At 55.5% G+C, this 21,689-nt stretch carries 12 protein-coding genes and 1 pseudogene; 11 read left to right on the forward strand and 2 right to left on the reverse strand.

Annotated features, from left to right (window positions below):
• Both NSMM_RS07890 and NSMM_RS07895 read left to right on the forward strand, forming a co-directional pair.
• Nucleotides 1-857, forward strand: an 857-nt coding sequence (locus NSMM_RS07890) for an RQC domain-containing protein (RefSeq protein WP_176753893.1), incomplete at its 5' end; no start/stop codon positions are given.
• Between the two features lie 263 nt (nt 858-1,120).
• Nucleotides 1,121-2,332 carry a porin gene (locus NSMM_RS07895; protein WP_090286351.1) on the forward strand — a complete coding sequence of 404 codons (1,212 nt, stop codon included), beginning with the start codon at nt 1,121-1,123 and terminating at the stop codon, nt 2,330-2,332.
• Nucleotides 2,333-2,392: 60 nt separating this feature from the next.
• Here the strand turns inward: NSMM_RS07895 and NSMM_RS15170 are convergent.
• Nucleotides 2,393-2,890 (reverse strand): annotated as a pseudogene (locus tag NSMM_RS15170) (IS1595 family transposase); the annotation flags it as partial.
• A 244-nt stretch (nt 2,891-3,134) separates the two neighbouring features.
• Between NSMM_RS15170 and NSMM_RS07900 the strand changes: the two are divergent.
• From NSMM_RS07900 to NSMM_RS07930, 7 genes are read left to right on the forward strand one after another with little or no spacing between them, the layout of a single operon-like run.
• On the forward strand, nt 3,135-4,739 hold the full coding sequence (locus NSMM_RS07900) for a class I SAM-dependent DNA methyltransferase (protein WP_090286353.1): 1,605 nt from the start codon (nt 3,135-3,137) through the stop codon (nt 4,737-4,739).
• On the forward strand, nt 4,729-5,142 hold the full coding sequence (locus tag NSMM_RS07905; RefSeq protein ID WP_090286355.1) for a nucleotidyltransferase substrate binding protein: 414 nt from the start codon (nt 4,729-4,731) through the stop codon (nt 5,140-5,142). The genes NSMM_RS07900 and NSMM_RS07905 overlap by 11 nt, the downstream gene beginning before the upstream one ends.
• The gene (locus NSMM_RS07915) at nt 5,139-6,713 is read left to right on the forward strand and encodes a restriction endonuclease subunit S (RefSeq protein ID WP_218121044.1); all 1,575 of its coding nucleotides are present in this window, start codon (nt 5,139-5,141) and stop codon (nt 6,711-6,713) included. Before NSMM_RS07905 ends, NSMM_RS07915 begins: the two co-directional genes overlap by 4 nt.
• Complete coding sequence (locus NSMM_RS07920) at nt 6,710-7,411, forward strand: DUF3800 domain-containing protein (RefSeq protein ID WP_090286357.1); 702 nt, start codon at nt 6,710-6,712, stop codon at nt 7,409-7,411. Before NSMM_RS07915 ends, NSMM_RS07920 begins: the two co-directional genes overlap by 4 nt.
• Nucleotides 7,408-7,920, forward strand: a complete 513-nt coding sequence (locus NSMM_RS07925) for a hypothetical protein (protein ID WP_218121045.1) — start codon at nt 7,408-7,410, stop codon at nt 7,918-7,920. The genes NSMM_RS07920 and NSMM_RS07925 overlap by 4 nt, the downstream gene beginning before the upstream one ends.
• Entirely contained in the window at nt 7,896-8,024 is a 129-nt protein-coding gene (locus NSMM_RS16760; RefSeq protein WP_281200902.1) for a hypothetical protein, read from the forward strand. Before NSMM_RS07925 ends, NSMM_RS16760 begins: the two co-directional genes overlap by 25 nt.
• 17 nt (nt 8,025-8,041) lie before the next feature.
• Nucleotides 8,042-11,278 carry a type I restriction endonuclease subunit R gene (locus NSMM_RS07930; RefSeq protein WP_090286359.1) on the forward strand — a complete coding sequence of 1,079 codons (3,237 nt, stop codon included), beginning with the start codon at nt 8,042-8,044 and terminating at the stop codon, nt 11,276-11,278.
• Between the two features lie 140 nt (nt 11,279-11,418).
• Here the strand turns inward: NSMM_RS07930 and NSMM_RS07935 are convergent, their stop codons facing one another.
• Nucleotides 11,419-20,328: a glycoside hydrolase family 94 protein gene (locus tag NSMM_RS07935; RefSeq protein WP_090286361.1), complete on the reverse strand. Its 8,910-nt coding sequence runs from the start codon at nt 20,326-20,328 to the stop codon at nt 11,419-11,421.
• Between the two features lie 123 nt (nt 20,329-20,451).
• Here NSMM_RS07935 and NSMM_RS15615 point away from each other — a divergent pair, with 123 nt between their 5' ends.
• Entirely contained in the window at nt 20,452-20,595 is a 144-nt protein-coding gene (locus NSMM_RS15615; RefSeq protein ID WP_176753894.1) for a hypothetical protein, read from the forward strand.
• A 96-nt stretch (nt 20,596-20,691) separates the two neighbouring features.
• Complete coding sequence (ftsY, locus tag NSMM_RS07940) at nt 20,692-21,687, forward strand: signal recognition particle-docking protein FtsY (protein WP_090286363.1); 996 nt, start codon at nt 20,692-20,694, stop codon at nt 21,685-21,687.
• Nucleotides 21,688-21,689: the final 2 nt, after the last annotated feature.

The following is a 21,689-nucleotide window of genomic DNA, read 5'->3' on the forward strand; positions in this document are numbered from 1 at the left end:
GGGCAGGGCGGGATGGCCTTGCCGCCGATGCCTGGATGATTTACGGACATGGAGATATCATCAAATCACGTCGTTTGCTCGACCTTAATCCAGCGCCAGCACCTGTCAGACAGGCAGCGCTCAACCGGTTGGATGCCCTGCTCAAGCTGTGTGAAACCACGACCTGTCGCCGAGTGCATCTGCTCCAATATTTTGGAGAAACGCCAGATTACTCCGCATGTGGTCATTGCGACATCTGCCGGGAGAGCCTGCCCGCTCGGGATATGACCATTCCCGCGCAAAAGGCGTTGTCCTGTATTTATCGAACTGGCCAAAGTTTTGGCGTGGAATATCTGATTGATATCCTGTTAGGCAAGTCGACCATAAGAGCCAAACAATGGCATCACGATAAAATCAGCACATTCGGTATCGGCCGGGAATTGGACGCCTCTGGCTGGCGCGTGATTTTCAGGCATCTGCTGGCTCTCGGCTATCTGGAGGTTAATTATGAACGCAATACGCTGCGACTCACTCCGGCCGCAAGAGAAATTCTGCGCAATCAGCATAAAATTCTGCTTAGATCTCAGCCCGAACGTAGACTGTTGAAAGATAAAAAAACTAATCACCCCGATCATTTCACGCTCCCTGATCAGCAACTCTGGGAAACATTGCGGCTCTGGCGGCAAACTGTCGCTAAAGAACACGACGTGCCGGCCTATGTTGTTTTTCACGACACTACCCTGCTGGAATTGATACGCCTGCGGCCGCAGTCCAGCCATGCGTTGCAAGAAGTATCCGGCATGGGCGCCACCAAGCTTTCGCGCTACGGTGATACGTTGCTGGAAATTTTGCGCATGCCAGTGACTAATCTCGAATAAAAGCGTACTTGTTGGTCTATTTTTTGAGAACAGCTCTTGTTGTTGCTCAAATACAACAGAAAGTAGTTAAAAAGCTAAATAATGCTGGTTTGTTGTTGCATCGATGGAATGTCTTGGGCACAATCCGCTTAACCCTACCGGGTCGGTGAGTCCTGATCTAGCGGGGGCATTGATTGATGCATTCCGTGAGCAAATTACGAATAAGCAGTAAGCAGTATGCAGTACGATAACTTTTGTGGTTTTTTTCTTAAGGAGAGTTTTAAATGAAAAAAAGACTGATTTCGCTGGCAGTAGCCGGTGTGTTGGCAGCACCAATGGTGGCTTCTGCTGATGGTACACATGTCACTATCTTTGGCCGCTTGCAAGCTGAGTACGCCACTGTCGATGTGGATGGTTTCAATGCGCAAACTGCTATTGTTGATGATGCACTGCAATCCCGTTGGGGACTGCAGGTTGCTGAAGATCTGGGAATGGGTCTGCAAGCAATCGGCCGTGTTGAATTTTCTTTCAACCCTGGTGCTGGTTCCAATCAAACCGCCCGGGAACAATGGGTTGGTCTGGGTGGCGAACAATGGGGTGAATTGAAATTTGGTCGCGTACAATCTCCGTTCAAGGATTTTGCCGGTGGTCAATCAATCGATCCTTTCGCGTACACCAGCTTGCATGCAACGGGTAGCGGTGGTTTGATGGTTTCATCACAAAATGGTTATGGTGCAGGTGACAACAGTTTTGTCAACAGCGCGGTACGTTTTGACTCACCTGTTGTTGAAGGATTTGCATTGTCTGCCTTGTTAATGCCGGGTGATGCTGACAAACGTGATCCGGTACTGAATCCATTTGTTAGTGGATCTGGCAATCCAGCTAATGCTGGCGGCGAAAACGGCGAATGGGATTTTCAGGTTGCTGGTAAATACAGTGCACAAATAAATGAATTTAACTTCGACATCTTCGGTGGCTATTCCCGCGATAACGTAAGCAAATTTCAAAAATCTTTCGGCGGCGTCAAAGATGACGAAGAAATCTGGCGCGGTGGTGCGCTCGCGGGTTTCGCAGACTTCCGTTTGCGTGGCCAGTTTGAATGGGTGAACAACGCCAATCCATTTGGTGGTGCGGCTACTTGTACCGATGCGGCTGCATTTGGCAGTGCTGTTGGTCCTGTCAGTCTGGATGGTGGTCGTGGCCAATGTAATTCGGCTATGAATGCCAACGGTGATGGTTATCTGTGGATGGCAGGTGCCGACTACACCATTGGTAATACCATGCTGATCGCACAAGGTGGTATGACTAAAGCCAAAAGCGAAGGCTTCATTGCCAAACGTAATGTCGAAAATATCACCGTGGGTGTGATTCATAACCTGAGCCGCCGCTCCAGCCTGTTTGGTGGTTATCAGCGCGTTTGGGTGAAAGACAGAAATCTGGTAGGGGTTGACGCTGACCGTAACGTTTACTCAGTAGGCTTACGTCACGATTTCTAATCGAATACGAAGTCGACTTGCTGTATAAAAAGGGTGCCTGTTGGCACCCTTTTTTTTAGGCTATGTCTGCATTAAACGTTGAAACTGATTTTCTCGCCCGAGAGCGGCCTGGAGTCCAGCGATTGGCGAGTTGCGCTCGCCCCAGCGTTCCAACCATCTACGCCAGTCGTCGCTTCAGAAAATGGCGTCCTTTGCCAGAGTAGCTCGCAATGGAGGCTCGATTGTCTTTTTATCAAGCGCATTCAACATGAAATTCGCTGCTGTGCCAGAATGGTTGCGTACTACCAGCTGTGCCACGTGCATGGATTTGCTTGCTGCATTTGCGCGGTGGACGATCCAAGTCGCGCTGACCTTTGCAGGAAAGGGGAAAGAACGTTTCATCCAACTCGATGATTCCTTGCAGGCGTTGACTTGAGTGGCTGCCGGCAAAGTCAGGAACCGATGACGCCAGTGAAAACCGGTATTTTTGTCTATTTCGCATTGCCTGATGCCCGCTCGCTGCCTGCCTATCGCCAGAGTGTCAGCAAAGGTTTGTAGCATTTGCGGTTTGAACCTCAAAATCTGGCGAGACGGTGACAGAGAATATGCTTGCGTGATAGCATCTCGGGGCCACAACGGGGAATCCAGGCATGCGCACAGTGATTGGCCATCGAGCGGTTGATGACACCAACGACCTCACACTCACCGTCTGGTTCGACTCCTGACAGTAGTTGTTGAATTTGCTGTCAGACGCAAGCCGCGCTGTTGCGCTTGATGCAGGAACGGCAATCGCGCACTGCGACTGAACAAACAGGAACCACACATGGCCAACGGCAAAGACAAAAATAACGGCGGCAATCTCGGTTTTGAGGCCGAACTCTTCAAGGCCGCCGACAAGCTGCGCGGCAACATGGAGCCCAGCGACTACAAGCACGTCGCCCTGGGACTGATCTTCCTCAAATACATCTCCGACGCCTTCGAGGCCCGCCACGCCGAACTGCTGGCCGATGATCCAAAAGCCGCCGAAGACAAGGACGAATACCTCGCTGACAATATCTTCTGGGTGCCGAAGGACGCGCGTTGGTCGCTCCTCAAGGCCAACGCCAAGCGCCCCGAGATCGGCACCCTGATTGACGACGCCATGCGCGCCATCGAGAAGGACAACGAGTCGCTCAAGGGCGTTCTGCCCAAGGACTATGCTCGCCCGGCGCTCAACAAGGTGATGCTGGGCGAGCTGATCGATCTGGTCTCCGGCATCGCCATGCACGAGGGCGGCAACAAGTCCAAGGACGTGCTTGGCCGCGTCTACGAATACTTCCTAGGCCAGTTTGCCGGCAGCGAGGGCAAGCGCGGCGGCGAGTTCTACACCCCGCGTTCGGTGGTGCAGGTATTGGTGCAGATGCTCGAACCCTACCAGGGTCGTGTCTACGATCCCTGCTGCGGCTCCGGCGGCATGTTCGTACAGTCTGAAAAGTTCGTGCTGGAGCACGGCGGGCGCATCGGCGACATCGCCATCTACGGCCAGGAAAGCAACTACACCACCTGGCGCCTGGCCAAGATGAATCTCGCCGTGCGCGGCATCGACGCCGACATCCGCTGGAACAACGAAGGCAGCTTCCACAAGGACGAACTGCGCGATCTGCGCTTCGACCACATCCTCGCCAACCCGCCCTTCAACATCTCTGACTGGGGCGGCGACCGCTTGCGCGAAGACCCACGCTGGCAGTTTGGCGTGCCGCCCGTGGGCAACGCCAACTACGCCTGGCTGCAACACATCTACTGGCACCTGGCCCCCTTCGGCACCGCCGGCGTGGTACTGGCCAACGGCTCCATGAGCTCCAACCAGAGTGGTGAAGGCGAGATCCGCAAGGCGATGGTCGAGGCCGACGCCGTGGACTGCATGGTGGCGCTGCCCGGTCAGTTGTTCTACTCCACCCAGATCCCCGCCTGCCTGTGGTTCCTCGTCCGCGACAAATCCAACGGCAAGCGCGGCAACGAGACCCTACGCGACCGACGCGGCGAGGTGCTGTTCATCGACGCCCGCAACATGGGCACGCTGGTGGACCGCACCCGGCGCGAACTCAGCGATGCCGATATTCAGAAGATCGCCGATACTTACCACCTCTGGCGCGGTGAATATCTTGACCGCCATTCTCGCGAAAGCGGGAATCCAGAGACCTACCAGGATATCCCCGGCTTCTGCAAATCCGCCACGCTGGACGAGATACGCAAGCACGGCCATGTGCTTACCCCTGGCAGATACGTCGGCAGTGAGGCCGCCGAGGACGACGGCGAGGCCTTTACCGACAAAATGCAGCGACTCAGCACGCAGTGGCGCGAGCAGCAGCAGGAAGCAGCGCGGCTGGATGCGGCGATCGAGACCAACCTCAAATATCTTGGATTTTGGGAGCCCCGAAATGGCGAATGAAAAACCTGATTTATCGGCATTTGAAAAAGCCATCCAGCGCCTGGACGAAGGCTTTCAACGCTACCAGCAAGATATTACCGACACCCAGATAAGGGATGGCCTCATACAGCGCTTTGAGTTCACTTACGAACTCAGCCATAGAATGCTCAAGCGCTATCTTGAATTCGCTTCCGCCACACCCGAGCAGTACGACCGCATGGCATTCCAGGATTTGATCCGCTCCGGGAACGAGCAAGGCTTACTGCTCGGCGAATGGCCGCACTGGAAACGGTATCGGGACATGCGCAGCAAAACCAGCCACACCTACGATGAGGTCGTTGCGCTGAGCGTGGTGGCGGGCATTCCCGATTTTTTGGAAGAGGCGCGTTTTCTCCGGGAAAGGCTGCGGGAACGGCTGGTATGAGTGAGGGTGTCCCGCTCATCGATATTCGCCCTGATCATTGGGAGATCGTGCGCGACATTTTGAAAAAACACGTCCCGCAATACGCAGTCTGGGCATTCGGCTCGCGCGCGAAGTGGCATGCCAAACCCTATTCCGACCTCGACCTCGCGATCATCACTGACAAACCGCTTTCGCTGGCCGTCAGCGCCGCGCTGGCCGACGATTTTTCCGAATCCGACCTGCCGTGGAAAGTTGATGTCGTGGACTGGGCGACGATCAGTGCGTCGTTTCGGGAAATCATTGAGCGGGACAAGGTGGTGGTACAGGAGGGAAGCGAGAGCGTGGGTATGGCGGGTGAGTGGCGCGGAATTTCGCTTGGAAAAGCGTGCTCCAAGATCGGAAGCGGAGCTACTCCTCGTGGGGGCAAGGAGGCTTATCTTGGTGGCGATACCGCGCTGATCCGAAGCCAGAATATCTACAACGACCGCTTCGTGCATGACGGCCTTGTATTTATCGACAACAAACAGGCTGACGAACTGAAGAATGTTGTTGTTGAGAAAGGCGATGTATTACTCAACATCACCGGCGATTCCGTAGCGCGCTGCTGCCAAGTTGATGCAGACGTATTACCAGCCCGGGTGAATCAGCATGTCGCAATCATCCGACCCAATGCAGAAGTTCTGGATGCTGCGTTTCTTCGCTACTCGCTTGTAAGTCCTTCGTTGCAGGCGCATCTGCTTGCACTGGCGTCTGCCGGTGCGACGAGAAACGCGCTGACGAAAACGATGATTGAATCGCTATCGATTGCCGCACCCTCCATCACCGAACAACGCGCCATCGCCCACATCCTCGGCACGCTGGACGACAAGATCGAACTCAACCGCCGTCGCAACCAGACCCTGGAGGCCATGGCCCGCGCCCTGTTCAAGGACTGGTTCGTCGACTTCGGCCCCGTCCGCGCCAAGATGGAAGGCCGCGAACCCTACCTCCCCGCCGACCTCTGGCAACACTTCCCCGGCCGCCTCGACGCCGACGGCAAGCCGGAGGGGTGGGAGTCCGGGCGGCTAGACGATGCACTCGTCTTGCAGAGGGGGTTTGACCTGCCAGCCTCAGCTCGAACCCACGGCATGTATCCCGTCATGGCGGCGAGCGGAATCAATGGCTATCACGACAAGCATATGGCCAAGGGGCCCGGAATCACTACGGGACGAAGTGGAATACTTGGTCGCGTGTTCCTGGTTCAGAGCGATTTCTGGCCGCTCAATACCTCACTCTGGGTAAAGGAGTTCAAGAGAGTTTCGCCGTTCTACGCATTCGAGCTTCTTCGCGGCCTTGACTTTGAGATGTTCAATGCAGGTTCCGCAGTGCCGACACTCAACCGAAATCATGTCCATAATTTGCCGATTTTCCTTCCTCCTCGACAACTGATCGACTCTTTCGATGAGCAAGTCATGCCAATGCGTACGGCACAGCAAAAGAACGAAGATGAATGCGAATTCCTCGCTCAACTCCGCGACACCCTGCTGCCCAAACTAATCTCCGGTGAGCTGCGCGTTCCGGGTGCTACCCGCATGGCGAGGGAGGTGGCATGACCGAAACCGTGCACATCTACTGCGATGAATCCTGCCATCTGGAAAATGATGGCATGAAGGCCATGGTGCTCGGTGCGCTGTGGTGTCCAGCTGGCCATCGCAAGCGGATGTCACGCAAGATCAAGGCGTTGAAGGCGGCACACGGCCTGGCTGACAACTTTGAAATCAAGTGGGTGAAGGTTTCTCCGGCGAAACTGCCATTCTATGTGGCCTTGCTCGATCTCTTTTTCGATGAGGTCATGCTGTGCTTTCGTGGCCTAGTGGTGCCGGACAAGCAGTTTCTCGATCATGGGCGCTTCACGCAAAACCATGACGAGTTTTATTACAAGCAGTGGTACACGCTGCTCAACCGGTTGATCAACCCGGAAAAGCGCTATCGGATCTTCCTGGACACCAAGGACACGCAGGGTCGCCGCAAGGTGGCGAAGCTGCGAGATGTGCTGTGCAACGCGAACTACGATTTTGACCGCAGCATCATCGAGTCCATCGAGCAGGTGCAGTCCCACGATGTGCCGCTGCTTCAATTGGCCGATTTATTGATCGGTGCACTGTCCTATGTGCACCGTGGATTGCATGGCAGCCCGGCAAAGCAGGCGCTGGTAGCACATGTCCGGCGTCGCAGCGGCTTGACTCTGGAGCAGAGTTCGCTCTGGCGAGCCGAGAAATTCAACCTGCTGGTCTGGAGGGCGCAGTCTTGACGCCAGCGCCTGATTTGATCTTCATGAATGATTTTCCGGGATGGGATGCGTATGAGGACGCGATTTATGCTATCTACCTGGAAACCGTTGCACATGCACGGTTGACGTTCCGCAGTTGGCCGCTCAGGGTGCGCTTCAATCCCGAGACCAAACGCAAGGGCCACGGCTTTTGGCACCTGGTCTCGGAAGCGCCGACCCAAGACAACCGGAACGAGGAGGAGCGCATTCCAGACTTACGCCGTTGCGAGCGCGTGCGCTGGGTTGCGTGGTGTATTCTGCAGGCGGATGCAGGCGCGCCTGGATTTTCGTGGTGGGAGAATGAGCGTGGGCGCGATACGCACGTCGTGATCTGGGCAGAGCCGCACGACTATGCCGTGGTACTGGGGAAGCGCCCGGCGCAGCAAGGGCGGAGTTTTTATCTGCTGAAAACAGCCTACTGCTTGCGAAGCCACGCGATCCGCAAATTCACCAAGGAGAGGGACGCATGGCGGGCAACCCAAAAGGACTGAAGCCCCGGCACACTGCTGTGCAAGGGCTTCGGATACTCCTTCTACGCATGGCAGATGAGCTGTCGAGCATTGTAGCGGGTCGCCTTGCGGCAGTCAAGGCGTAGGTCAAAGGAGGCCGCACATGGCATTTCTGTCTGAATCCGAAGTGGAGCAAGCGCTACTGGATCAACTGCGAACTCTCGCCTACAGCATCGAACGTGAGGAGGACATCGGCCCTGATGGGAAGCAACCGGAGCGGGAGGCCTACGACGAGGTGGTGTTCAAGGCGCGACTCACTGCCGCCGTGGCGCGACTGAATCCGGCGCTGCCGCCTGAAGCGCAAGCCGATGCCATTCGCCGCTTGACGCAATCGGAACTGCCCAACTTGCTGGAAGAGAATCGCCGCATCCACCGCCTGCTGACCGAAGGCGCGGATGTGGAGTATTACGCCGAAGATGGCACGCTTAACGCGGGCAAGGTGCGGCTGATCGATTTCGACAATCCGGCCAACAATGATTGGCTGGCCGTGCAGCAGTTCACGGTGGTGGCGAGCCAGGCCAAGCGTCGGCCGGACGTGGTGCTGTTCGTTAACGGTTTGCCGCTGGCAGTGATCGAACTCAAAGCGCCCGGTGGCGAGAACGCGACGTTGGTCGGCGCCTTCAACCAACTGCAAACCTACAAGCAGCAGATCCCGGCACTGTTTCGCAGCAATGCACTGCTGGTGACCTCCGACGGACTGTCGGCGCGGGTCGGCTCGTTGTCGGCGGATCAGGAGCGCTTCATGCCCTGGCGCACCACCGACGGCACACGCATTGAACCCAAAGGCATGCCGGAGATGGCCACGCTGATCGAGGGCGTATTCGAGCAAGGGCGCTTTCTCGACCTGCTGCGCCATTTCACCGTGTTTGGCGAAACCGGTGGCGGGCTGATCAAGATCATCGCCGGCTACCACCAGTTTCACGCGGTGAAGAAGGCGGTAGTTTCTACGTTACGGGCGAGCCAGCCATCGGATCGTCTCGGAGTGGCCGAGGACCCGGCTGTCTACGGGCTACCCAGCGTTAAGGTCCAACCGCCGGGTGACCACAAGGCCGGGGTGATCTGGCATACGCAGGGTTCCGGCAAGAGCCTGCTGATGGCATTTTACGCGGGCTTGCTGGTATTCGATTCGCGCATGGCCAACCCCACGTTGGTGGTGCTCACCGACCGCAACGATCTGGACGACCAGTTATTCGCTACCTTCGCCATGTGCAAGGACCTGCTGCGCCAGACGCCGGTGCAGGCGCGGGACCGCGAGCATCTGCGCATCCTGCTCAACCGCGCTTCGGGCGGCGTGATCTTCACCACGCTGCAGAAGTTCGCACCAAAGGCAGACGAGGCCGATTTCCCCACGCTCACGAATCGGTCCAACGTCGTGGTCATCGCCGACGAAGCGCACCGCAGCCAGTATGGCTTCAAAGCGAAGGTGGCCAGCAAGACCGGTGAGATTGCCTACGGCTTTGCCAAGTACCTGCGCGATGCACTGCCCCATGCCTCCTTCATCGGCTTCACCGGCACGCCCATCGAGGCGACCGATGTGAACACCCCGGCGGTGTTCGGCCACTACATCGACATCTACGACATCAGCCGCGCGGTGGAAGACGGCGCCACGGTGCCGATCTACTACGAATCGCGCCTTGCGCGAATCGAGCTGGACGAGGACGAGAAGCCGCGCATCGATGCCGAGATCGAGGCGCTGCTGGAGGACGAGGACGAACCCAACGCCGAACGCACCAAGCAGAAGTGGAGCACGGTCGAAGCGCTGGTGGGCAGCGACAAGCGACTCGCGCTGGTGGCCGCCGACCTGGTGCAGCACTTCGAGGACCGGGTGGCGGCACTCTCAGGCCGCGCGATGATGGTGTGCATGAGCCGGCGCATCTGCGTGGCGCTGTATGACCAGATTATCAAGCTGCGCCCAGATTGGCACAGCAACGATGACAACGCCGGCAGCAGCAAGATCGTAATGACCGGCACGGCGTCTGACCCGGTTGAGTGGCAACAACATATCGGAAACAAAGCCCGGCGTGATCTGCTGGCAAAACGTGCCCGTGATCCGCAGGACCCGCTGCAGCTGGTGATCGTGCGCGACATGTGGCTGACCGGCTTCGATGCGCCCAGCATGCACACCATGTACATCGATAAGCCAATGCGCGGCCACGGCCTGATGCAGGCCATTGCCCGCGTTAACCGGGTGTTCCGTGACAAACCAGCGGGCTTGATTGTGGATTACATCGGCATTGCCCAGAACCTGAAGTCGGCCCTCGCCCAGTATTCCAAACCGGATCAAGACAAAACCGGTATTGATGAGCGGGAGGCCGTGGCGGTGCTGCTGGAGAAGGTCGAGATCGTGCGCGACATGTTCTTTGGGTTCGACTACCGCGCTGGCCTTGGCACTACGCCCGGCGAACGGCTGGCGATGATGGCCGGTGCTATCGAATGGATACTCGACAAGCAGCAGCAATGGGCGGCAGCAGAAAAGACGCCAGAGGCTTCGAGGCAGGCGCGACGGCGCTTTGCCGATGGCGTACTGAGTCTATCGAAGGCCTTTGCGCTGGTGGCAAGTTCGGATGAAGCGCGCGGCATCCGCGAGGAAGTCGGTTTTTTCCAGGCGATCCGCGCTGCGCTGGTCAAGACGGCGGGCGGTGCAGGGGCTATCCGGCAGGATCGGGAATTGGCCATCCAGCAGATCGTCAGCCGTGCCGTGGTCTCCACCGAGATCGTCGATATCCTTGCTGCTGCTGGTATCCAGACGCCGGATATCTCCATCCTCTCCGACGAGTTTCTGCTTGAAGTGCAGCAGATGGAGAAAAAGAATTTGGGACTGGAAGCGCTGCGCAAGCTGCTCAATGACAGCATCCGCTCGCGCACCCGCACCAACGTGGTCGAGACCCGCGCCTTCACCGAGCGGTTGCAAGACGCCATTGCCCGTTATCACGCCAATGCCATCACCACCGCCGAGGTGCTGCAGGAACTGATCAATTTGGCGCAGGACATTCGCGCTGCACGCAATCGCGGCGAGGAACAGGGCTTATCCCTTGATGAGATCGCCTTCTACGACGCGCTGGCGGAGAACGAATCTGCTGTGCAGGTGATGGGCGACGACAATTTGCGGGTTATTGCTCACGAGCTGCTGGTCAGCCTGAAAGAAAACATTGCCGTTGACTGGGCCCACCGTGAATCGGCCCGGGCGCGGCTGCGCGTGCTGGTCAAGCGTATCCTGCGCAAATATGGCTACCCACCCGACCTGCAGGACGCGGCAGTGCAGACGGTACTGCAGCAGGCGGAGGCGCTATCGGCGCAGTGGCAGCCAGGGCAACCACGCTTTTTGATGGCCAGTGAATAGCCAGTGGCGAAAAGAAACTGATCCGTAACAGCATCTCCGAGTTTCTGATCCAACTTGGCAATTGAATCAAATGTGAATGGCAATCATCTGCGGACAAAATGGTTGTTTCATAAAATCATGCTGTTACAGTATGTATGGATTTATTCTACATGAGGCAAGCTGGTTATCATGCGAACTTCGGCCGTATGTTCCTGGTGATCATCCACCAGGGGAATAATCGGTTCCGGCTGTTCGATGCCGTCCAGCGTAACGCGCATCGCACCACGCTGTCCGGCATCATCACTATGAGTTTGTGATACCACGATATGGTAGACGGTTTCCCGGTAGCGGTAGTGCAGTGTGAATGTTTGCCAGGAGGCAGGCAAACAGGGTGTGAAATACAGTTTATCGACTTCCAGTCTTAGGCCGAGCAGAGATTCCACAATCAGCCGATACATCCAGCCGGCAGAACCAGTGTACCAGCTCCATCCTCCGCGACCGGCATGCGGTGAAACTGCGTAGACATCAGCGGCAACGACATAGGGCTCGACTTTATAAATCGCTATTCCTGCCGCTGATTTTCCATGGTTGACCGGGTTGATCATGTTCAATAATTCCCACGCCCGCTGGTTGTCTCCCGCGGCCGCGAATGCCATGGCGGTCCAGATTGCCGCATGGGTGTACTGCCCACCATTTTCTCGCACGCCCGGGACATAACCCTTGATATAGCCGGGATCAAGATCCGAGGTGTCAAATGGGGGGTCCAGAAGCTGAATCAGTGCATTGTCATGCCGTACCAGGCGTGCATAGACGGCTTCTATGCCTTGCCGGGATCGTGCAGCATCGCCCGCGCCGGAGAGCACCGACCAACTTTGTGAAATTGAATCGATCTGGCATTCGCTGTTGTTTGCTGATCCCAGCGCGGTGCCGTCGTCGAAGTAGGCACGGCGATACCAGCCGCCATCCCAGGCGTGCTGTTCGATATGTTGACGCAGTTCTGCGGCTGTACCGAGACATTGCTCGGCGAAAGACGCATCATCCTGTCGTTTTGCCAGCTCAGCAAAGCGAGTCAATACTTCATACAGGAAAAATCCCAGCCACACACTTTCGCCTTTGCCATGGATTCCTACCAGATTCATGCCATCGTTCCAGTCACCTGAACCCATCAGAGGCAAGCCATGTTCGCCAAACCGTAAGGCATGCTGAATCGCTCGCGTACAGTGCTGATAGAGACTGGCTGACTCGTTTGACTGTGTCGGAAGATCGTAATATGAGTCGTCCTCGGGGTTGACCGGGCGGCCTTCCAGGAAGGGAATAGATTCATCCAGTACACCGCGATCGCCGGTACTCAGTACGTAGCGGCTTACTGCCAGTGGCAACCACAGGTAATCGTCGGAGCAGCGGGTGCGCACACCACGATTAGACGGTGGATGCCACCAATGCTGCACATCGCCTTCCACAAACTGATGCGCCGCGCACAACAGCAGATGTTCGCGTACACGCAGCGGTTCGGCATGGACCAGCGCCATGACATCCTGTAACTGGTCGCGAAAACCGAAGGCGCCACCTGATTGGTAATAACCGCTGCGTGCCCATAAACGGCAGCCCAGCGTTTGATAGACCAGCCAGCCATTGGCGAGCACATTGAGGGAAGGGTCGGGTGTTTCTATCTGCACGGTACCAAGGGTGTGGTTCCAGTACTGCCACACTGCTTCGAGCGCCGTACGCGCAGCCGCCGCTCCCCGCACCCGGCGTATCAGACTGCGCGCATCTTCAGCTCCGCGTCTGCCGGCCTGCCCCAAACGGAAAATGATTTCACGTTCCTGCCCATCCGCCAGGTCAAATTTAATCTGAATGGCTGCGCAGGGGTCAAGCGCCGCGCCGGTTTTGCCGGAAAGCTGTGAGTGCGTCATTGCTGCAGGAGCTTTGAGTGAACCGTTGCGCCCGATGAATTCAGTGCGGTCGCAACTGATCGAGCGGTCTGTTTCGTCCACGTCGAAAAATGCGATACGACCGGTAAATTCGGCGTTGTAAGGGTTATGCGCGAACAGTGCGCCGCTGCTGGCGTCTATTTCGGTTGTAATATGCATCACCGATTTTGACCGCAAGTCACCCAGCACCCACTCGACATAGCCGGTTGCGGAGAGTTGTCGTGGGCGTCCGGATGCATTCCGTACCTTCAATACAGAATACTTGACGGCAGCATCTATTCCGACATAAACCCATAATTCGGAGACAATGCCACTCTCGGTGTGCTCGAATACACTATAGCCAAATCCATGTCGAGTCACGTAGGCATTAGTGCCGCGGCAGGGCAGGGGTGTGGGCGACCAGTAGTGTCCGCTTTCTTCATCACGTAAATAAAAAGCTTCGCCACTGATGTCGGATACCGGATCATTGTGCCAGGGCGTCAGCCGGAATTGGTGGGCGTTCTCACTCCAGGTATACGCCTGCCCACTCTCGGAGATGACGGTACCGAAATGCGGATTGGCCAGCACATTCACCCATGGTGCAGGCGTAATTTGTTTGTCTGTCGTCGTAATAACATACTCGCGCCCGTCCGCAGTGAAACCACCCAATCCGTTCTGCAGGGTGAGATCCTTTCTTGGAAATTTGCTGTCGCTTGCGGGATCAGCGCGGTGGTTGCGGATTGCACGTAATAGCGGCATTCGCCGGACTTTGGTTCGGGGATGATTGATCTGTTCCGCCAGCGTTCCGTGACTATCCGTGATGATGATACGAGCGACCGACTGAAACAGGATGCGATCTTCGTTTGACATCTGCTCCGTTTGTCGCACGAAGATGCCACCTGGCCGGTCGATGACATGGGCTTCAGTGCCCGTTGCAATCAATCCGATAATCTGATCCTGCAACAACTGCCGGTAACCGGCGCGGTCCTCGTTCCAGATGACCAGATCCACTGCAAGTCCTTTCAGGCGCCAGTAGGCATGGGCCTGCACCAGTTGGCGCACCAGTTCGATATTGGCTGCATCGCTGATCTGCAACAGGACAATCGGCAAATCACCCGAAACCGCGTAGCCCCATAATTCGGATTGTCCACGGTGATTCTGCTTCAGAATGCTGGTCTCGGCACGAAATTTATCGTTGCTATAGATAATGGCGTTTGCCAGGCGGCCATAGAGCTGGGCGTCAGTCTCACTGGCATTAATCTGGCGTAATACCACCTGCGCGTGTGTCCAGGCAATATCAAAAACACGATCTGCAAGTCGTCTGTCCTGATATCGTTCAATCAAATTCAACATATCCGCGCGCGTTTCTCCCACGCCGCTAACCATGTCGACGATAGCCATCTGCTCCGGATCGAGCGTAATGGTATGGCGTATAGCAACAATCGGGTCCAGCACGGAACCCTGGCTGCCAGAGAGTATGTTCGGCGTATCACCACTCAAAGCCTGGGGATTGGCTACGGTACGGCTACGGCCAATAAATTGCGCCCGGTCTGTTTCATAAGAGATGGCATCAATTTCGACATCATGTGTCGTCATCATATGAAACATCCAGGGCGTTGGCTCGGTAGCCGATCGAGGACGACGGGTACAGTATATCGCGTGGTGTTGTTCGTCGATTTCGGTCTGGATAAACAGATTGCTGAAAGCTGGATGCAGCGCATCTGCTGCCGGCACGGCCAGCACCACTTCAGCGTAACTTGTTACCGTCAGGGTGCGACGGAGGCCAGTACGGTTGGTAATACGCACGCGGCGCAATTCAATATCATCTTCAGGCGATACCACCATTTCGGTGTAGGTTTCAAAATGTCCTTTGTCAATCGTGTCGCGGCGGCGGAACTCGGCACGTCCCTCAGAGAAAATGACTTCATAATGTTGTGGTTGTTTGTGTGTTGGCTGATAAGCAGTTGACCAGACTTCGCCGCTTTGCTCGTCGCGAAGATAGCAAAATGATCCCCAGTGATCACAAGTGGTATCCTCGCGCCAGCGCGTTACGGCGAGATTTTTCCAGTGACTGTAGCCCCCGCCCGCATTCGTGACCATGACGTGATAGCGGCCATTTGACAGCAGTTGCACTTCTGGTGTGGGTGTGCTGGCGGTATCGAATACCCGGATCGGTGTTTGCTGCATGGTGGTAGCCAAACGGATATCAGCAAATTCGGTCGTACGTGGAACCAATGCGGCTGCTTTGGGAATCCGCTCCTGAAGCAGCAACAGACTGGCCTGGAGCCAGGGATCGGACTCAAATCGCTGCTGCATGGGGCGACCCAGCAGCAGATAAGACAGTGAAAGCAGACTCATCCCCTGATGGTGAGCCATATAGGATCGTACGATGGCGCTTGATTCATTGCGCCGCTGGCGTGACGGGGTATAGTCAATCGCTTCATAATAGCCAAACCTGCCTTCCAACCCCAATGCGCTGAGTTGCTGCAGATTCTGACAGGCTGCTTCTGGCGCTACCATCAATGCCAGCATGGTGGCGTAGGGGGCAATGACCAGATCATCTGCCAACCCACGTTTGAGTCCCAGCCCTGGCACACCAAATGCCCGATATTGATAGTTGAGATGAACATCGACCAGGTGGTAGCCGGATTCTGATATTCCCCACGGCACGCCGCGCTGCCGTCCATAATCGATCTGCCGTGCTACCGCTGCCTGACAGGTTTGGTCAAGCAACGTATTTTCATAGGTTGGCATGACCAGCAGTGGCATCAGGTACTCAAACATCGAGCCGCTCCACGATAACAGCACCGGTTCGCCACCGTTAGTTGTCAGTGAACGTCCCAGGGCAAACCAGCTGTCCTGGGGTATTTGTCCCTGTGCAACAGCAATAAAATTGGTCAGTCTGGCTTCTGAAGCTAGCAGGTCGTAGTAGCTGGCATCCCGTCGCAATTCATCGACGTTGTAACCGATTGCCAGTAAATGTGATGATTTGTCATACAGAAAATCAAATGCCATATCTGCAAATATGCTGCTTTGCCGGGAAAGCTGTTCGAGGGCTGCCATCCGTTCTATGGCACGGTTACTGGCTTGCAATATGGCATCCTGACTTGCCCGTAGCCATCGGTATTGCGTACTGGGATCAGCAGGGACGGCATCGAGCTGCCGCTTGATTGCCAGCCGCATTTTGCCATCCGCCAGTTCGCGTAGTGTGGGAATCGTATCCAGCTCCTCCGGAAATTCATCAGGTATTGTTGGTAACAGCAGCCATGGTGCAAGCAAGACCAGTTCCTCCCGCGCCGCGTGACATTGAGTGGCTAGTGCATGTGCCCACCAGTCTGCGTCATGCTCACCGACTGATTCTGAAAGGACTGCACTGGCATGGTCCAGATTCGGGTGGTGCACGGAATTTTCTGCGGTTTCCTGGTATTCTCTGATTGCGTGTACGCCGCTTGCTGACGACAGTTCCCCGGCGGTATTCCGGCTGTCTAGAAACACTTGAGACTGTTTTGTCAGTTGGTCCAGATATTGCCACGCCTGTGAGAGTGTGGCGGGAGGAGTGCTGCAGACAGATTCAATAGTGAGCTGCAATTGCGTGAGCAAAGCTGGCGGACTGTTTCCGACAGTATCCAACAGAATGCCCAGCGTATCGCGGAGTCCGTCAAACCAACGTCTGTGCAAAATGGGATCATCGGCCAGTGCGAGCAGTCCGGGACGTAAGGTCAGCAGATGGCCTGCCAGGTTGCCGCTGTCTACTGTCGAAATATAAGCCGGATGTAATGGCTTCAACGTTCGGGTATCGTACCAGTTGTAGAAGTGCCCTCGATATCGCTCCAGTACTTGCATGGTGTCAAAGGTATGAGCGGTACGTTCAATCAGTTTTCCGGCTGGCAGGTAGCCAAAATCATAGGCGGACAGATTAGCGAGCAGCGCCATTCCTATGTTGGTTGGTGACGTACGATGCGCCACCGCCGCACCTCGATATTCCTGGTAATTGTCTGGCGGTAGCCAGTTATTTTTCGGGCCGGAAAAAGTCTCAAAATATGCCCAGGTTTTACGCGCAAGCTTACGTAAAAACACCGTCTGTGCGGCGGTCAGCGTTACGTCAGGGCGTGCGGGGGATTGTCCAATCCACCAGGCCATGGCGGGCGATCCAAACCACAATAGCAAAATGGGTCCTGCTGCGATGAGTCCAGCGGGATTGAACAGCAACAGGTAAATTGTTGTGGCGACAGCGAGTAACGGAGCCACCCACATGGCACGAGCAGCAGCGGTAAAATCGGTGCGGCTGCTGCGCGCTACTTCACCGGACGGGTTCCATTCGAGCAGCCGACCCTGGTTGAACGCCATACGCCAGACTGTGCGCACGATTGCGTCCATGTTGAACCACGCCTCATGGGGCAGGCACGACAACGTAAAGACTGCTTGCGCCAGCCGTTGAGCGGCTGTGCCGAAGACGGTGGTAAGATGCTGACCCAACCGGATTTCATCGGACTTGCGAAAAACGTCTACCAGTGATGCCGTTACCGGGGGAATCAGGAGTATGCCGAGTACCGCTAGCGTCCAGATCCAGGGTGATGTCAGCACACACCAGCCGAGCAGCAGGAGTAACGTTAAAGCGGTTGGGACAAGACTGCGTCGCAGATTATCAAGTAATTTCCATTTGGAAAGTGGTGAGAGTGGATTTTTCTCTCGGCGATTTCCGGAACTGGGAACACGTGGCAGCAACCAGCCGAGCAATTGCCAGTCACCGCGCACCCAGCGATGCCGGCGGCTGACATCTACGCTGTAGTGTGCTGGATAATCTTCATAAACCGGCACATCGCTCAATAGACCGGCGCGCGCGTAGCACCCTTCAAGCAAATCATGGCTAAGAATGCTGTTTTCGGGAAAACGCCCGTTCAATGCCTGTTCGAAAGCATCTACTTTATAGATGCCTTTGCCGATGAATGAACCTTCGCCAAATAGATCCTGGTAGATATCGGAGACGACGCGAGTATAAGGATCAATACCGGACTCTCCACCGTACAATCGTGCATAACGTGAGCGGTTGGTGCTTTCCAGGCTCGCCGAGACACGCGGTTGGAGAATGCTGTAGCCTTCGCAGACGCGTCGTCGTGTTTCATCAAAGCGCGGACGATTCAGCGGGTGCGCCATGGCGCCTACCATCTGCCGCGCGACATCACGCGGCAGATGGGTATCGGTATCCAGGGTGATGACGTAAGTTACGCCAACAAGTTGCGTGACATCGCCGACAATGCAAGAAAAATGTTTGCCAGTCTTATTATCCTGCCTGTCGCCCAGCAACCATGCATTCAAGTCAGCAAGCTTGCCACGTTTACGTTCATATCCCATCCAGACACGCGCCTGCGGATTCCAGCGTCTCGGTCGATGAAACAGAAAAAATGGTTTGTTTTCCGCTATACCATGTTTTGTGTTCAGCGCTTCAATTTTCGTCTGCGCCAGCTGCAACAAAATTTCGTCATCGGCAAGCGTTGCTTCGTGGGCATCTCGAAAATCTGTCAGCAGGGAGAAAAATAGATTGTCATCCCGATTCGCGAGAAAACGTACTTCCAGCGCCTCGACCAGATTTTCAATTCCTTGTGGGCTGGTCAGCATGGTTGGTACCACGACCAGTGTTCGTGATGGTGCGGGAATGCCAGTGGAAAAATCCATTCGTGGCAGTGGATGGGGTGGTACGAATAACGTTGCCAGCCAATTGACCAGATTGAGCGCCAGTTGACTGGTGGACAGCAATGCGAGTATGCCGAACACAACCAGCAACACATCCGGGATATTTTCCTGTATCTGAGTGGAAACGATTGCTATCAGACCGCTGCTGAACAGTAAGGTTAGCAGAACAGCCAGTCCGAGATAAATGCTCAATGCATGTTGCTTTGCAGTTTTTATCAAAGATATGGCGATAGAAGAACGTACTTGGATGCGTGTTTCCAGCGTGTGTAAACCCCGACTAATCAGGTAGAAGCCTACATGCGCTGCGCGTTCGTCACTTTCTTTCTGGGCAAGCTGCGCTGTCTGAGCTTCTCGCGCAAGTTGGATGGCGCATTGCGCTACCTCGATTTCCGTAAGGGTGCTGCGTTTGGCAATCTGTTCAATGACATGGCGATAGCGGTCACGACTGGCAAAGTCCATGTTCGCGTAGCTTCCGTTCGGATCGGTACGCAAGGTTTGCTCAACGAGGCTCATGCTTTCGACGAACTCTCGCCAATCCATTCCACCCAGAAAGCGCAGGCTGTAAATGCTGTTGCTGATGGAAACCTGGTCGGCGGCCTGCTGCTGGTTGCCGGACTGGACAAGCTGCTCGATCGTCAGCCCTGATTCGGCCAGCACTTGCTCGATCCAGGTCAGTGGTAACGCCAGAGCGAGGCCATGTCCCCGTAGCTGGCGCGTAAATTCCGCTACGAAAGGTGTAGACATGGGAGGCTGCGAATGAGCCATATCCGCAATCACCAGTATCAGGCTTTTGAGGTCTTTCTCCGCAATTACTGCCATCTGTTGCGCCCATTTTCCCGCAAGGTCACTATCAATCCTGTCAGCGGCGATGCGCATGGCAACACGGCGCAGATTCTCGATCAACGCCAGTCGCAGCATGATCGGAATGGCCCATAGCTCTCCTAATTTGAGGGGATTGACCGTTTGATACGCAGCAACGAAGCGGCAGAGACTAGTGGCATCTACTCGCCCGTCGCCATGCGATATGATCTCCAGCGCGATATCGTACACACGTGGCAAACCAGCCGAAGGGCCGCTCGATAAGCGTGGCAGTCCACGGCTATACCCCTCGGGCATATGGCGCCTGGCGGTATGAATTTGTTCTTCAATCAGATAGAAGTTATCCAACAGCCATTCTCCAGCCGGCATAATATGCTGGCTGGATTTGACTGCTGTCGTGAGCTGAGCGCACACCTCGGCCAGAACTTCTTCATTTGCAGACAGACGTGTCATCAGGTAATCACGCGGGCGTTGACGCGCTATCTCGTGTAGTGCCGCCAGTTGTTTGCCGCGCTGCTCCATCTGATCCGCGCTGAACAATTCTGAGCGCAGTGGTGGCTCATCGAAAGCGTGTTTTAAAAAATGGTCAGCGGAAAGATTGCCCCTTAGCTGACGCAAAAACCGGCGGAAACGATCGCTATGGGTTGCCATTCAGAACGACATGCCGGTCAGGACAGGCGCTGTCATGTCCTGACTTGAGCAGTGCCAGCAGTGAGACCAAACGAAATTCAACATAGAACCTCCTGTAAAAGCGTATATCCATATAGGATAATTATGGCCGTAAAGCCGAACCAGGCTGTAATGGTTGTCAATACACAAGGCGCATCACTTGATCATACACGCTTTAATGAATCTACCATGCAGCCCGGCGGGTTTGATTGCATCATTGGGCATACTGCAGCGTATAATCCTGGATAAGCGTGCAGCGTGCAAATCAGGTGTGCGGCAGACGATCTTTGCTTCTCCTGGTGGTTTTTCGCTATTATTTTCTTTTTGAGACAATCACCGACCAGTATGTTTAGTATTTTTAAATCCAAAAAACCTGCCGATGAAACACCGGCTGATTCGTCGGCACCATCCACCGGTTTTGCGAGCAAAATTCGGCAAGGGCTGGCGCGCACTCGACAGAGTCTTGGCAAGCAGCTCTCGGGTCTGTTCAGCGGTAGAAAAATTGACGAGGCTCTGTATGAGGAGCTTGAAACTGCGCTGTTGACCGCTGATACCGGTATTACTGCCACCAATCATCTGTTGGATTCGGTGCGTAAACGTGTCAAACGTGATGCGCTGGATGATGCCGGGCAATTGAAGCTGGCCTTGCAGGATGCGCTGACCGAGTTGCTCGAACCACTTGCCCGTCCAATGGAGACGGCAGAAAAAAAACCATTTGTAATCATGATCGCAGGTGTCAATGGTGTGGGTAAGACCACGACGATTGGCAAGCTTGCCCATTATTTTCAGTCACAGGGACAATCGGTGCTGCTCGCCGCTGGCGATACTTACCGTGCTGCCGCACAGGCACAGCTCAAGGTATGGGGGGAGCGTAACAATATTACGGTGATTTCGCAGGAGAGTGAATCTGGCAAAAAAAGTGATCCTAGTGCGGTTATTTTTGACGCGGTCAATGCCGCCAAGGCGCGCGGAATCGATATTGTCCTGGCGGATACTGCCGGACGGCTGACGACCCAGGCGCATCTGATGGAAGAAATCAAAAAGATCAAACGCGTCATTGCCAAGGTTATTGCTGATGCGCCGCACGAGGTTCTGTTGATCCTGGATGCCAATACCGGCCAGAATGCAATCAGTCAGTTAAAGATATTTGATGAAGCACTGGGCGTGACCGGCCTGGTACTGACCAAACTGGATGGGACTGCTAAGGGTGGTGTTATCGCGGCGATTGCGGCGCAATATACTCATACGCCGCCTGCCTTGCGTTTTGTTGGAGTAGGAGAGGGACTGGATGATCTGCGGCCTTTCGATGCCAGGGAATTTGCACAGGCGCTTTTCGACTGAGT

Origin of the sequence: Nitrosomonas mobilis, from assembly GCF_900103035.1 — a bacterium.
GTDB lineage: Bacteria > Pseudomonadota > Gammaproteobacteria > Burkholderiales > Nitrosomonadaceae > Nitrosomonas > Nitrosomonas mobilis.